Origin of the sequence: Pseudomonas sp. M47T1 (assembly GCF_000263855.1) — a bacterium.
In the GTDB taxonomy this organism is placed as follows: Bacteria; Pseudomonadota; Gammaproteobacteria; order Pseudomonadales; family Pseudomonadaceae; genus Aquipseudomonas.
On record NZ_AJWX01000035.1, the window covers coordinates 32383 to 45927 of the forward strand.

Sequence of the window (13545 nt, forward strand, 5' to 3'; positions counted from 1 at the left end):
TCAATGAACCACCGGCCGGCATCGGTGCCGCAGGCCTTGATCAGAGCTTGATCCGGGCCTCGTGCGCCTGCTGGTCGGCATGGTACGAGGAACGTACCAGCGGGCCGGAAGCGACGTTCTTGAAGCCCATCTTGTACCCTTCCTCGGCGAACCAGGCGAAGGTGTCCGGGTGCACGAAACGCTGCACCGGCAGGTGGCTGCGCGATGGTTGCAGGTACTGGCCAAGGGTCAGCATGTCGATGTTGTGCTCGCGCATGCGATGCATCACTTCGATCACTTCTTCGTCGGTTTCGCCCAGCCCCAGCATCAGCCCGGACTTGGTGGGGACGTGCGGCACCATTTCCTTAAACTTCTGCAGCAGGGTCAGCGACCACTGGTAGTCCGAACCTGGGCGCGCGGCCTTGTACAGGCGTGGCACGGTTTCCAGGTTGTGGTTGAACACATCCGGCGGCTCGGCGGCAGTGATCTGCAAGGCAACGTCCATGCGGCCGCGGTAGTCCGGTACCAGGGTTTCCAACTGCACGCCCGGCGACAGTTTGCGGATTTCCCGCAGGCAGTCGGCGAAGTGCTGGGCACCACCGTCGCGCAGGTCGTCACGGTCTACCGAGGTGATGACCACGTACTTGAGGCGCAGGTCGGCGATGGCTACAGCCAGGTTCATCGGCTCGTCGGCGTCCAGCGCCTTCGGACGGCCGTGGCCGACGTCGCAGAACGGGCAGCGACGGGTGCAGATGTCACCCATGATCATGAAGGTGGCGGTACCACCGCTGAAGCACTCGCCCAGGTTCGGGCAGGAAGCCTCTTCACAGACACTGTGCAGCTTGTGCTTGCGCAGCAGTTGCTTGATACGGTCGACTTCCGGCGAAACCGGGATGCGTACGCGAATCCAGTCCGGCTTTTTCGGCAGTTCTTCGGTGGGGATGATCTTCACCGGAATACGTGCGACTTTCTCGGCACCGCGCAATTTCACGCCGGCTTCGACCTTGGGCCGAGGCGTGGTCACGTTGGTGACCGGGATCATGGTTTGCACGGATTCAGCTGTGTCTTGCGCGGTAGTCATATCAATCGATTCCGCCCGTCAGGGTCGTCTGCTCAGCGTAGTCGAGGTGCTTGACGAGCTGCGCGCGCAGCCGGGCACCAACCTCGGCATATTCAATCTGGCCTGCATGATCGCACAACTGGGTCATCGCCAGCCCGGCATATCCGCAGGGGTTGATACGGCGGAACGGCGCAAGGTCCATGTCCACGTTCAGGGCCAGGCCATGAAAGGAGCAACCATTGCGGATCCGCAGGCCCAGCGAGGCGATTTTCGCCCCCTGGACATAAACACCCGGCGCATCGGACTTCGCCGCCGCCGGTACACCATATTCATCCAGCAGCGCGACGATGGTCTGCTCGATACGCGAGACCAGGTCTCGCACGCCGTAGCCCAGGCGTCGCACGTCCAACAACAGGTAGGCCACCATCTGGCCGGGGCCGTGGTAGGTCACCTGGCCACCGCGATCCACCTGTACCACCGGGATATCGCCGGGCACCAGCAGGTGCTCGGCCTTGCCCGCCTGGCCCTGGGTGAACACCGACGGGTGCTGCACCAGCCACACTTCGTCCTTCGTCGCCGGGGTACGTTGGTCGGTGAACCGCTGCATCGCGTGCCAGACCGGCTCGTAGGCCATCAGGCCAACCTCGCGAAAGCCCAGGCATTGCGACATCACAGCACCATTTGCACTTGGCCGGTGGCACGCAGTTCGCTGTTGATGTTGTACAGCTGGTCTTGCCCGGTCGCCAGAATATGCAGCTGCAGCGTGGTGTACTTGCCGTTGCTGCTCAGGCGCTCGGCGGTTTTCTCGTGTTCTACCGTGGCGTGCTTCTCAACGATGCCGATCACGGTGTCTTTGAAGCCCACGCCGGTGGTGCCGATCACTTTGATCGGATAGTCGGCGCATGGGAATTCGATCTTAGGAGCCTTGACTTCGGTGTCTGTCATAGCAGTAACGGCCTCGCAAGCCGTGAAGACGGACAAACCCCCTGTCCGCACGGCGCGGCCAGGGGGCATGCTGTTCACGTAATCAGTTGAACAAGCCGTAGAAGAATAGACGAATGCTATCCCACATGCGGCGGATGAAGCCACCCTCCTCGACCGCGTCGAGGGCAATCAGGTTGGCGCTGTGGACAACCTGGTCACCATTTTTGACTTCCACTTTACCGATCACGTCACCTTTGGCGATGGGCGCGGTCAGCTGTGGGTTCATGGTCATGGTGGCGGTCAGGCCTTTCAATTGACCTTTAGGCAGGGTCAGGGTCAGGTCGTCGGCCAGGCCGGCGCGAATTTCGTGGGTCGCGCCTTTCCAGACCGGCGCCTTGGCCAGCTCGGTGCCCTTCTGGTAGAAGGTCTGGGTTTCAAAGAAGCGGAAACCGTAGGTCAACAGCTTCTGGGTTTCAGCAGCACGGGCCGCTTCACTGGTAGTACCGAACACCACGGCGATCAGGCGCATGCCATCACGTACGGCCGAAGCCGCCATGCAGTAGCCGGCTTCTTCGGTGTGGCCGGTTTTCAGACCGTCGACGGTCTTGTCGCGCCACAGCAGCAGGTTGCGGTTAGGCTGCTTGATGTTGTTCCAGAAAAACTCTTTCTGCGAGTAGATCGCATAGTGGGCCGGGTCGATGTTGATGATCGCGCGGGCCAATTTGGCGATGTCGTGCGGGGTGGAGTAGTGATCCGGGTTCGGCAGCCCGGTAGGGTTCATGAAGTGGCTGTTCTCCATGCCCAGGTCGCCGGCGGTCTTGTTCATCATGTCGGCGAAGGCGTCTTCGCTGCCCGCGATGTGCTCGGACAGGGCGACGGTGGCATCGTTGCCCGATTGGATGATGATGCCGTGCAGCAGGTCGCTGACCGACACCTGCGAGCCCACCTTGAGGAACATCCGCGAACCACCGGTACGCCAGGCGTTCTCGCTGACGGTAACCGGGTCGTTCTCACCGATCTGACCGCGCTTGATCTCCAGCGTGGCGATGTAGGCGCTCATCAGTTTGGTCAGGCTGGCTGGTGGCAGACGCTGGTCGCCATTGCTGTCCACCAGGACTTGCCCGCTGGACGCTTCCATCAGTACGTAGGCCTTGGCAGCCAGTTGCGGCGCCGCAGGGGTCATTTGCTCGGCCGACATGGCAACTGGGGCGATCAGCAGCAGTACAGGCAGGCACAGTCGTTTGGCAAAGGTGGTGATGTTCATCCGTCTCTCGAAATTGCTAATGGGCACATGCCCTCGCGGGCAAAATCTGTTTATTGGGGTTGACCCCTTGTTACAGCGCGGCCTTTCTTCGGGCCGTTAATCAAACGGCCGTCGCTGGCCGCAAGGCACAGGCGACAGCCGTGGTCCGACCTGTTGCCAGGTCGGGAAGTTCATTCGGCGGTGACCACGCTGGGCGAGCCCAGGTTGGCCAGGCGCACGCTGTCCTGGGTCTGCTGCACTTCAACCGGCGTGCCGATCGGCCCCAGCCGCACCCGATAGAGTGTCTGCTGGTTGCGCACTATGGAGCTCACGAACACCGGGGCCCGTACCATCGAGCTCAACTTCGACCTCAGGAGCTCCGCAGCGTCCGGATTGGCGAACGCTCCCACCTGGAGAAACTGGCCAGAGGCTGGTACAGAAGCGTTTTTTTTTGCGTCGATCTGCGCAGGCAGGACGGCGGCGGCGTGCTGTTGCGGCGGCGGCGTCCACTGCTCAATGGTACCGGCCGACGCAGTGATGACCGGCTGTTGCTGTGCCTGGGCTACTTGCGGCTGGTCAAGCATCAACGGCGCCGGGCGGCCACGCTGGGCCCAGTACTGGGCCGGGTCGATACCCTCGACCTTGACCCGTGCGGTACCGATCTCGGCGTAGCCCAGCTTCTTGGCCGCGGCGTACGAGAGGTCGATGATGCGGTCGGAATAGAACGGCCCGCGATCGTTGACCCGCAGGATCACGCTGCGGTTGTTGTCCAGGTTGGTCACACGCACGTAGCTGGGCAGCGGCAAGGTCTTGTGTGCGGCACTCATGCCGTACAGGTCATACACTTCGCCGTTGGCGGTGTTCTGGCCATGGAACTTGGTGCCGTACCACGACGCCGTGCCAGTGGCCGAGTAGTGGCTGGCATCAGTGAGCGGGAAATAGGTCTTGCCCAGCACCGTGTACGGGTTGGCCTTGTAGGGCCCGCTGTGCAGGGTGGGCACGGCGTCGGGAATACGCGACACGTCCACGTCCCACCACGGCGCGCCATCCTTGTGCGCCCGGTTGATGTCCAGGCCTGGCTGCGAGCGCACAGTATAACCGCCGCTTTGCGGGGAACGGCTGGTGGACGAGCAGCTGACGACCAGCAGGGCGAGGGCCGCGTAGCCCATCAGCTTCAGTGGTGTGCGAATCGGCGTAGTCCGCATTACTTGACGCCCCGTGCTTGAACCAGTGCTTGCGACAGTTGATAGACGGCCATGGCATACATAGCGCTGCGATTATAGCGAGTGATGGCGTAGAAGTTGCCCAGGCCCATCCAATATTCCGGACCGAACTCACCGTCGAAGCGGAAAGCAGTCACGGGCATATCGTCGCGCAGCGCATCATGACTCGACCAGCCCAGTGCTCGCAACTGTCCAACGTTCTTTACCGGATCAATGCCCGGGCTCAACCCCTCATCCACGTGTTCGCCACGCACCGAGGCGCGGCTCACCACCGGCTGGCCCATGACCCAGCCATGCTGCTTGAAATAGTTGGCGACACTGCCAATGGCATCGTCGGGGTCGCTCCAGATGTTGATGTGGCCATCACCGTCGAAATCCACCGCATAAGCGCGGAAACTGCTGGGCATGAACTGCGGCAGGCCCATGGCGCCGGCGTAGGAACCCTTGATGCTGAGCGGGTCAACCTGCTCTTCACGCGATAGCAGCAGGAATTCGCGCAGCTCCTTGCGGAAGAAGTCGGCGCGCGGGGGATAATCGAACGCCAGCGTGGAAAGTGCGTCGATCACCCGGTAATTACCGGTGTTTCTGCCGAAGAAGGTTTCGACACCAATAATAGACACAATAATCTGCGCCGGTACCCCGTATTCCTGTTCGGCACGCTTGAGCGCGGCTTCATGCTGGCGCCAGAAGTCCACGCCGCGGGCAATGCGCGCATCGGTGATGAACAGCGGGCGGTATTCCTTCCACGGCTTCACCCGTTCGGCCGGCCTGGAGATAGCGTCGAGGATGGCCTGTTTGCGCTGAACCTCTTCGAACACCCCAATCACCTGCTCACCGGCAAAGCCGTAGTCACGGGTCATTTCGCCAACGAACTGGGCCAATTGCGGGGTGCCATCGTAGTCGCCGGCCGTCGCCTGCTGCGACGACCCGAGGATGCCCACCAGGCCGACCCAGGGAATGCACCGAGCGGCCCAGTTGCATACTGCTTGCATGAAATTCTTCACCTTAATCAAACCTGCGCGATCCACTTGCGATGGGTATGGATCGACATCAAAACCCCAAACGCTGACATCAGCGTCACCAGCGAAGTTCCGCCGTAACTAATGAAGGGCAACGGCACGCCCACGACAGGCAACAGGCCGCTGACCATACCGATATTGACGAAAACGTAAACAAAAAACGTCATGGTCAGGCTGCCGGCCAGCAACTTGCCAAACAGGGTCTGGGCCTGGGCGGTGATGACCAGCCCGCGGCCGATCAGCGCCAGGTACAACAGCAGCAAGGCACACAGGGGACCAGGCCGAACTCCTCACCCAGCACGGCGATGATGAAGTCGGTGTGGCTTTCGGGCAGGAAGTCCAGGTGCGACTGGGTACCCAGCAGCCAGCCCTTGCCGAACACGCCGCCCGAGCCGATGGCGGCCTTGGACTGAATGATGTTCCAGCCGGTGCCCAGCGGGTCGCTTTCGGGGTCGAGGAAGGTCAGGATCCGCTGCTTCTGGTAGTCGTGCATGATGAAGAACCACATGGCCACCGCCACCGGCACCGCCGCGGCAATCACGCTGATGATCCAGCGCCAGCGCAGGCCGGCCATGAACAGCACGAAGGTACCCGAGGCCAGGATCAGCAACGAGGTACCCAAGTCTGGCTGGCGCACGATGAGGATGAACGGGATACCGATCATCATCAGGCTGGCGCCCACATGCTTGAGCGTGGGCGGCAGGGTGCGCTTGGCCAGGTACCAGGCAATGGTGGCTGGCATGATGATTTTCATGAATTCCGACGGCTGGAATTTGATCACCCCCGGAATGTTGATCCAGCGCGTGGCGCCCATGGCGTTATGGCCCATGACATCTACCGCCACCAGCAGAATCACCCCCAGGCAATACGCCAGCGGTACCCAGCGCGCCATGAACCGTGGCTCCAGCTGGGCGATCAGCAGCATCGACACCAGGCCGATGCCGAACGAGGTGGCCTGCTTGATCAGCAGGTCCCAGCTTTTGCCGCTGGCCGAATACAGCACGAACAGGCTGCCGGCGGCCAGGGTCAACAGCAGGATCAACAGCGGGCCGTCGATGTGGATGCGCTGCAGCAAGGTGGCGCGGCGGCGCATCACGTCCTCGCTGGAGAGCATGCGATCGAAATTACTCTTCACGTGCGGTTGTCTCCGTTGCGGTGTTGCTGGCGTACTCGGGCTTGAGCTGACCGTCGGGGCCTAACAGCCAGGCGTCCATGACCTGGCGAACGACGGGCGCTGCGACGCCGGAACCGGACTCGCCGTTCTCCACCATCACCGCAACTACAATTTGGGGATTGTCGGCCGGCGCGAACCCCACGAACAAGGCGTGGTCGCGATGGCGTTCCTGAAGTTTGGAGCGGTCGTATTTTTCGCCCTGCTTGATGGCAACCACCTGGGCGGTACCGCTTTTGCCGGCAATGCGGTACTGGGCGCCGACCGACGCTTTGCGCGCGGTGCCGCGGGCACCGTGCATCACTTGCTGCATGCCGTGGTTAACCCGATCCCAGTCATTGGGGTCGCGCAACACAATGTCGTCCATGGGGTTGTCGTCCACGGGCGGCGTACCTTCGATGGTGCGCGCCAGGTGCGGACGGTTCCATTTGCCCTTGTTGGCCACCAGCGCCGTGGCCTGGGCCAGTTGCAACGGGGTGGCCTGCATATAGCCCTGGCCGATCCCCAGAATCAGGGTTTCGCCCGGGAACCAGGCCTGGCGTCGGGTGATGCGCTTCCAGTCCCGCGACGGCATCAACCCTGGCGATTCCTCGAACATGTCCATGGACACTTTCTGACCGATACCGAAACGGTTGAGATAGCTGGACAGGCGATCGATGCCCATCTTGTGCGCCAGGTCGTAGAAATAGGTGTCGTTGGAACGCATGATGGCGGTGTCCAGGTCCACCCAGCCGTCGCCGGTGCGGTTCCAGTTGCGGTACTTGTGATCGAAATTGGGCAATTGGTAATAGCCTGGGTCGAACACGCGCGTACTGGCCGTGACCACGCCACTGTCCAGGCCAGCGATGGCCACCGCGGGCTTGATGGTCGAGCCTGGCGGGTATAGGCCGCGCAGCACGCGGTTGAACAGCGGCCGGTCGATGGAGTCCCGCAGGTCGGCATAGGCCTTGAAGCTGATGCCGGTGACGAAAAGATTGGGGTCGAAACTTGGCTGGCTGACCATGGCCAGCACCTCGCCGGTTTTCGGGTCCAGGGCAACGATGGCGCCACGGCGCCCGGCCAGCGCGGCCTCGGCGGCTTCCTGCAATTGAATGTCCAGGCTCAGGACAATGTCCTTGCCCGGTTGCGGGTCGGTACGCTTGAGCACCCGCAATACGCGACCACGGGCGTTGGTTTCGACTTCCTCGTAGCCCACCTGTCCGTGCAACTGGTCTTCGTAGAAACGTTCGACGCCGGTTTTGCCGATATGGTGGGTGCCGCTGTAATTGACGGGGTCGAGGCTTTTCAGCTCTTTCTCGTTGATGCGCCCCATGTAGCCCACCGAGTGCGCGAAATGCGGACCCTGGGGGTAGTGGCGAACCAATTGTGCGACCACTTCCACGCCTGGCAGGCGGAACTGGTTCACGGCGATACGGGCGATCTGTTCTTCATTGAGCTCGAACAGGATCGGTACCGGCTCGAATGGCCGGCGCCCCTGCTTCATGCGCTTCTCGAAGATGGCGCGGTCGTCAGGGGTCAGCTCGAGTATCTGGACGATGCTGTCGAGCACCTGTGCCCAGTCACCCGCACGCTCGCGGGTCATGCTCAGGCTGAAGCTTGGGCGGTTATCGGCGATGATCACCCCGTTGCGATCGAAGATCAGCCCGCGCGAGGGCGAGATCGGCTGCACGTGCACCCGATTGTTCTCCGACAGCGTGGAGTGATAGTCGTACTGGATGACCTGCAGGTAATACAGTCGTGCCACCAGCGCGCACACTGCCACTATCACCACGATTGCACCGACCACGACGCGGCTACGCACCAGGCGTGCGTCTTTCTCGTGATCCTTGAGGCGAATCGGCTGGGACATTAAGGGCGGCTTACACGCTTATTTATGGTAGGGGTGCCCGGACAGGACCGTCCAGGCGCGATACAGCTGCTCGCCGATCAGGATGCGCACCAGCGGGTGCGGCAACGTCAGGGGCGACAGCGACCAGCGCTGATCGGCACGCGCGCACACTTCCGGCGCCAACCCTTCGGGCCCACCCACCATGAAATTGACCGTGCGTGAATCCAGCCGCCAGCGATCCAGCTCCACCGCCAATTGCTCGGTGCTCCACGGCTTGCCGTGGACTTCGAGCGTGACAATACGCTCACCCGGCTGAACCTTGGCCAACATGGCTTCGCCTTCCTGGCGGATGAAGCGCGCCACGTCAGCGTTCTTGCCGCGGGTGTTGAGCGCAATTTCCACCAGGTCCAGCGCAAGCTCGGACGGCAGACGCTTGGCGTATTCATGCCAACCGTCTTCCACCCACTTCGGCATGCGCGAGCCGACCGCAATCAGACGCAGACGCATGGCCCGGCCTTATTCGTTGCCTGGGGTGTGGTGCGCGCCGCTGGCGGCACGGCTCTGCTCGGCGCCCTGCCACAGGCGTTCCAGGTCGTAGAACTGGCGAGCAGCGGCCGTCATCATGTGCACGATGACGTCGCCCAGGTCCAGCAGTACCCAGTCGCTTTCGCCCTTGCCTTCTTCGCCCAGAGGCTGTGCGCCCTTGGCCTTGACGTTCTCGCGCACCTTGTCGAGCATGGCGTTGATCTGGCGGTTCGAGGTACCGGTGGCGATCACCATGTAGTCGGTCAGGCTGTGCTTGTCTTTCACGTCGATGACCAGGATGTCCTGGGCCTTTACGTCTTCCAGGGCGGCCTTGGCCAGTTCAACCAGCTCTTCGCCGGACACGCTGATTTTTTGCTTGGTCATATAAAACTCGTTCAGTTCAATTGGACGCACGGTACAGCCCGTGCGCCTCGATGTAGGCCAGTACCGCGTCAGGCACCAGGAAACGTACCGACTTCCCGCTGGCCAGCAGTTGACGGATCTGGGTGGCCGACACCGCCAGGGGTGTCTGCCAGACGAAAGTAATATTCCCGCCAGGCCCATCAAGGGCCAACGGGTCGCTGACCGACCGCGCGGCCAGCAGGTTGCGCAAGGCATCCGGCGGCTCGCTGTCGGCGTCAGGCCGCTGCAATACCAGAATATGGCAGTGCTGCAGCAGTTCTTCCCAGCGATGCCAGGAAGGCAGGCCACAGAAGGCATCCCAGCCCAGCAGCAGAAACAGCTGGTCATCAGCGGCGAGTTCCGCGCGCATCAGCTCCAGCGTATCAATGGTGTACGACGGCTTGTCCCGTTGCAGCTCCCGGGCATCCACCGTCAACGGCGCCACACCTTGCACCGCGCATTGCACCATCGCCAGGCGGTCCTGCGGCGTCACCTGGGGGGTGTCGCGATGCGGGGGCCGGGCATTGGGGGTCAGGCGCAATTCGTCCAGGTGCAGGGCATCGGCCACTTCCAGCGCGCTGCGCAGGTGACCGATATGCACCGGGTCGAAGGTCCCGCCCAGCACGCCGATACGGCGTGGCGCGGGCTTGTTGCCAGGCTGGCTCAGGTCACCCAAGTCAGACGGGCTCCTGGCCGCGCAACTGACCGTCACCGACCACAATGTATTTCTCGCAGGTCAGGCCTTCCAGGCCAACCGGGCCACGGGCATGGATTTTGTCCGTGGAGATGCCTATTTCCGCACCCAGGCCATACTCGAAGCCATCGGCAAAGCAGGTCGGGGTGTTGATCATCACCGAAGCCGAGTCGACTTCGGCGGTGAAGCGCCGAGCCTCGCCCAGGTTCTCGGTGGCAATGGAGTCCGTGTGGTGCGAGCCGTAATGATTGATGTGGGCGATGGCCTGGTCCAGGCCGTCGACCACGCGAATGGACAGGATCGCCGCCAGGTATTCGGTGTGCCAATCCGCTTCGGTGGCCGGCACGGCCTGGATGATGTCACGGGTGCGTTCACAACCGCGCAGCTCCACGCCTTTTTCGGCGAACTGCGCAGCCATGGCCGGCAGGAAGTCGGCGGCCACGGCCGCGTCCACCAGCAGGGTTTCCATGGCGCCGCAGATACCATAGCGGTAGGTCTTGGCGTTGAACGCGATGCGCTGGGCCTTGGCCAGGTCGGCATCGGCCGCCACGTAGATGTGGCAGATGCCGTCCAGGTGCTTGATGACCGGCACCTTGGCGTCGCGGCTGACACGTTCGATCAGGCCACGGCCGCCCCGCGGGACAATGATGTCCACGTACTCGGGCATGGTGATCAGCGCGCCCACGGCTTCGCGGTCGGTGGTTTCCACCACTTGCACCACGGCCGCTGGCAGGCCAGCCTCGGCCAGGCCGCGCTGCACGCAGGCGGCGATGGCACGGTTGGAGTGGATGGCCTCGGAGCCGCCGCGCAGGATGGTGGCATTGCCCGACTTCAGGCACAGGCTGGCGGCATCGATGGTCACGTTGGGCCGCGACTCATAAATGATGCCTACCACACCCAGCGGTACGCGCATCTTGCCTACCTGGATACCCGACGGCCGATAACTCATGTCGCGGATCGCCCCGACCGGGTCCGGCAGGCTGGCCACCTGGCGCAGGCCGACGATCATGCCGTCGATGCGTGCAGGGGTCAGCGCCAGGCGCTCGAGCATGGCAGGCTCCAGGCCGTTGGCCCGGCCAGCGGCCAGGTCCTGCTCGTTGGCGGCGGTCAGTTCGCTGCGGGCGGCGTCCAGGGCGTTGGCGGCAGCCTGCAAGGCGCGATTCTTCTGCGCAGTGCTGGCGCGCGCGATCACGCGGGAAGCTTCGCGAGCGGCGCGACCCAGGCGGGTCATGTAGTCAAGAACGGACTCAGTCATGGTCTCTGTGGTCTTGGCAAAGAGGAAAGCGGCTGATTATAGCTGTCTCGAAGGTCCACCGACAGCGGTGGCAGGCGGATGGTCGAAAACAGTCACACAACAGGCAACGATTCAGCCGTGATTAAGCCATGGATGAATATTATCCTTGCACGCTCTTTCGTATCTTCCGGTAACTGCCGATGCTGCCTGCCGCCCTGCCCTGGCCCGACGCCCACCCGCTGACGGATGTTTTTTTCGACCGCGACGCCCAGCTGCTGGCGCGCGAACTGCTGGGCAAGGTCATTCGCCATCGCCAGGGGCCGTACTGGCTGTCGGCGCGGATCATCGAGACCGAAGCCTACTACTGCGCCGAAAAAGGCAGCCACGCCTCGCTGGGCTACACCGAGAAACGCAAGGCGCTGTTCCTCGACGGCGGGCATATCTACATGTACTACGCCCGCGGCGGCGACTCGCTGAACTTCAGCGCCCAGGGCCCTGGCAACGCGGTGCTGATCAAGTCGGGCTACCCCTGGGTGGACCGCCATGCCGATGCCAACGCCCTGGCGCAGATGCAGTTGAACAACCCCGATGCCAACGGCAACCTGCGGCCGCCCGAGCGCCTGTGCGCGGGGCAGACGCTGCTGTGCAAGGCGCTGGGGCTGAAAGTGCCGAACTGGGACGCCAAGCGCTTCGATCACGAACAGCTGTTTGTCGAAGACCTGGGAATTATCCCGAAACAAATTATCCAGACCACCCGCCTCGGCATCCCCCACGGGCGCGACGAACACCTGCTGTATCGCTTCGTGGACGCCGAGCATGCCCGTCACTGCACAAGGAACCCCTTGCGCCGCGGTCAAGTCGAAGGTCGCGACTTCCTCATCCTCACGCAAGGAAACTGAAACATGGGCCCATGGCTCGACGGACTGACCACCTGGTTATCCGCTCACCCTCAATGGCTGGGGCTGGCGATTGTGCTGGTGGCCTGCACCGAATGCCTGGCTATCGTGGGGCTGATCGTGCCGGGCACCGTGCTGCTGTTCGCCATTGCCGTGTTGGCGGGCAACGGCAGCCTGTCGCTGGGCGAGACACTGTTGCTGGGCTACGTAGGCGGGCTGTTGGGTGATGCGCTGTCCTACTTCACCGGGCGGCATTTTCACCAGAACATTCGGCGCCTGCCGGGCTTGCGCCAGCATCCGGAATGGATCGGCCGGGCCGAGGGCTATTTCCAGCGCTACGGTATTGCCAGCCTGCTGGTGGGGCGCTTCATCGGCCCACTGCGGCCCATGTTGCCCATGGTGGCGGGCATGTTCGACATGCCCCTGCTGCGTTTTATCGCGGTAAGCCTGCTGGCCGGCGCCGGCTGGTCGGTGGTTTACCTGCTGCCGGGCTGGGCGACAGGGGCGGCCATGCGCCTGCCATTGCCAGAAGGATTCTGGGGCGAAGCTGGAGTGCTGGCGGCCGGCTTTGCCGTGCTGATCGGCCTGAGCATCAGCGCAGCCTGGCGCTCGCGCCCCCACGGCACCCGCCTGGTCACAGCCATGTGCATGGTGTTGCTGGCGGTGGTCTTCCTGGGCTGGCCGCACCTGGTGCATTTTGACCAGGGCATCATGACCCTGGTGCAAGAGCACCGCGGGCTGATGGCCGACGAGATTGCCGTGACGCTGACCAAGATGGGCGACCTTCGCTGTCAGCTCGTCATTGCCATCGTGCTGTGCAGCCTGCTGCTGGCGTTTCGCCAATGGCGCCAGGCGTTGTTCGCCCTGAGCACTTTGTTGTTCACCGCGCTCGGCAACATGGTGATGAAACATGTATTCGCACGTGCCCGCCCGACGGTGCTGATCGATCCGCTGAGCGCCTTCAGCATGCCCAGCGGCCACAGCTCGGCCTCATTCGCCCTGTTCCTGACTCTGGGCGTGCTGGCCGGTCGTGGCCAGCCGCCACGCCTGCGGCTGACCTGGCTTTTGTTGGCTGCGTTGCCGGCGGCGGCGATTGCGTTGTCTCGGGTGTACCTAGGGGCGCATTGGCCTACCGACATCCTCGCCGGTTCGCTGCTGGCATGCTTCGTTTGCGCCGCCAGCCTGACCGCAAGCCAGTGGCGCCAGCCATTGCCGGCAATGGCGCCGAGGGTGTGGTGGGTTGTGCTGCCAATCGTGGCGGCGATCCTGGTGTACTTCGCCACCCGCGGGTTTTCGCACTCGCTGCTGCGTTACGCCTATTGAAACCGCGGTGCCGCTATCCTTCAT

Annotated in this window: 13 protein-coding genes and 1 pseudogene; 2 read left to right on the forward strand and 12 right to left on the reverse strand. The window is 63.0% G+C overall.

Annotation, left to right across the window (positions count from 1 at the left end; all coding sequences use genetic code 11):
- Positions 1-40: 40 nt before the first annotated feature.
- The 12 genes and pseudogenes from lipA to PMM47T1_RS26085 all read right to left on the reverse strand — a co-directional run bounded on the left by lipA (position 41) and on the right by PMM47T1_RS26085 (position 11323).
- Complete coding sequence (lipA, locus tag PMM47T1_RS26030) at positions 41-1021, reverse strand: lipoyl synthase (RefSeq protein WP_177323405.1); 981 nt, start codon at positions 1019-1021, stop codon at positions 41-43.
- 40 nt (positions 1022-1061) lie between these two features.
- Positions 1062-1709, reverse strand: coding sequence for a lipoyl(octanoyl) transferase LipB (gene lipB / locus PMM47T1_RS26035; protein ID WP_008374741.1), 648 nt, complete (start codon positions 1707-1709; stop codon positions 1062-1064).
- Positions 1709-1984 carry a DUF493 domain-containing protein gene (locus tag PMM47T1_RS26040; RefSeq protein WP_008374744.1) on the reverse strand — a complete coding sequence of 92 codons (276 nt, stop codon included), beginning with the start codon at positions 1982-1984 and terminating at the stop codon, positions 1709-1711. The genes lipB and PMM47T1_RS26040 overlap by 1 nt, the downstream gene beginning before the upstream one ends.
- 82 nt (positions 1985-2066) lie before the next feature.
- Positions 2067-3227, reverse strand: coding sequence for a D-alanyl-D-alanine carboxypeptidase family protein (locus PMM47T1_RS26045; protein ID WP_008374745.1), 1161 nt, complete (start codon positions 3225-3227; stop codon positions 2067-2069).
- Between the two features lie 170 nt (positions 3228-3397).
- Positions 3398-4411: a septal ring lytic transglycosylase RlpA family protein gene (locus tag PMM47T1_RS26050; protein ID WP_008374747.1), complete on the reverse strand. Its 1014-nt coding sequence runs from the start codon at positions 4409-4411 to the stop codon at positions 3398-3400.
- Entirely contained in the window at positions 4411-5421 is a 1011-nt protein-coding gene (gene mltB / locus PMM47T1_RS26055) for a lytic murein transglycosylase B (RefSeq protein ID WP_008374748.1), read from the reverse strand. The genes PMM47T1_RS26050 and mltB overlap by 1 nt, the downstream gene beginning before the upstream one ends.
- A gap of 17 nt (positions 5422-5438) precedes the next feature.
- Positions 5439-6541: pseudogene (gene rodA / locus PMM47T1_RS26060) on the reverse strand (rod shape-determining protein RodA).
- Between the two features lie 31 nt (positions 6542-6572).
- On the reverse strand, positions 6573-8468 hold the full coding sequence (mrdA, locus tag PMM47T1_RS26065; protein ID WP_008374756.1) for a penicillin-binding protein 2: 1896 nt from the start codon (positions 8466-8468) through the stop codon (positions 6573-6575).
- Positions 8469-8486: 18 nt separating this feature from the next.
- Complete coding sequence (rlmH, locus tag PMM47T1_RS26070) at positions 8487-8954, reverse strand: 23S rRNA (pseudouridine(1915)-N(3))-methyltransferase RlmH (RefSeq protein WP_008374759.1); 468 nt, start codon at positions 8952-8954, stop codon at positions 8487-8489.
- A gap of 9 nt (positions 8955-8963) precedes the next feature.
- A complete protein-coding gene (rsfS, locus tag PMM47T1_RS26075) occupies positions 8964-9356 on the reverse strand; it encodes a ribosome silencing factor (RefSeq protein WP_008374761.1) in 393 nt (130 codons plus the stop codon).
- Positions 9357-9372: 16 nt separating this feature from the next.
- Positions 9373-10041: a nicotinate-nucleotide adenylyltransferase gene (nadD, locus tag PMM47T1_RS26080; protein ID WP_043301553.1), complete on the reverse strand. Its 669-nt coding sequence runs from the start codon at positions 10039-10041 to the stop codon at positions 9373-9375.
- A gap of 10 nt (positions 10042-10051) precedes the next feature.
- Entirely contained in the window at positions 10052-11323 is a 1272-nt protein-coding gene (locus tag PMM47T1_RS26085) for a glutamate-5-semialdehyde dehydrogenase (RefSeq protein ID WP_008374765.1), read from the reverse strand.
- A gap of 179 nt (positions 11324-11502) precedes the next feature.
- On the opposite strand from PMM47T1_RS26085, the gene PMM47T1_RS26090 reads away from it, so the two are divergent.
- Together PMM47T1_RS26090 and PMM47T1_RS26095 are read left to right on the forward strand one after the other, a co-directional pair.
- Positions 11503-12201: a DNA-3-methyladenine glycosylase gene (locus PMM47T1_RS26090; protein ID WP_008374768.1), complete on the forward strand. Its 699-nt coding sequence runs from the start codon at positions 11503-11505 to the stop codon at positions 12199-12201.
- A 3-nt stretch (positions 12202-12204) separates the two neighbouring features.
- A complete protein-coding gene (locus PMM47T1_RS26095; protein ID WP_008374770.1) occupies positions 12205-13521 on the forward strand; it encodes a bifunctional DedA family/phosphatase PAP2 family protein in 1317 nt (438 codons plus the stop codon).
- The last annotated feature ends 24 nt before the right edge of the window (positions 13522-13545 follow it).

Bases quoted from the DNA above. Each gene is read 5' to 3' on its own strand.
- PMM47T1_RS26050 (WP_008374747.1), bottom strand. From the start codon at position 4,411: ATGCGGACTACGCCGATTCGCACACCACTGAAGCTGATGGGCTACGCG.
- PMM47T1_RS26085 (WP_008374765.1), bottom strand. From the start codon at position 11,323: ATGACTGAGTCCGTTCTTGACTACATGACCCGCCTGGGTCGCGCCGCT.
- lipB (WP_008374741.1), bottom strand. From the start codon at position 1,709: ATGTCGCAATGCCTGGGCTTTCGCGAGGTTGGCCTGATGGCCTACGAG.
- mltB (WP_008374748.1), bottom strand. From the start codon at position 5,421: ATGCAAGCAGTATGCAACTGGGCCGCTCGGTGCATTCCCTGGGTCGGC.
- rsfS (WP_008374761.1), bottom strand. From the start codon at position 9,356: ATGACCAAGCAAAAAATCAGCGTGTCCGGCGAAGAGCTGGTTGAACTG.
- PMM47T1_RS26095 (WP_008374770.1), top strand. From the start codon at position 12,205: ATGGGCCCATGGCTCGACGGACTGACCACCTGGTTATCCGCTCACCCT.
- rlmH (WP_008374759.1), bottom strand. From the start codon at position 8,954: ATGCGTCTGCGTCTGATTGCGGTCGGCTCGCGCATGCCGAAGTGGGTG.
- mrdA (WP_008374756.1), bottom strand. From the start codon at position 8,468: ATGTCCCAGCCGATTCGCCTCAAGGATCACGAGAAAGACGCACGCCTG.
- lipA (WP_177323405.1), bottom strand. From the start codon at position 1,021: ATGATCCCGGTCACCAACGTGACCACGCCTCGGCCCAAGGTCGAAGCC.
- PMM47T1_RS26040 (WP_008374744.1), bottom strand. From the start codon at position 1,984: ATGACAGACACCGAAGTCAAGGCTCCTAAGATCGAATTCCCATGCGCC.
- PMM47T1_RS26090 (WP_008374768.1), top strand. From the start codon at position 11,503: ATGCTGCCTGCCGCCCTGCCCTGGCCCGACGCCCACCCGCTGACGGAT.
- PMM47T1_RS26045 (WP_008374745.1), bottom strand. From the start codon at position 3,227: ATGAACATCACCACCTTTGCCAAACGACTGTGCCTGCCTGTACTGCTG.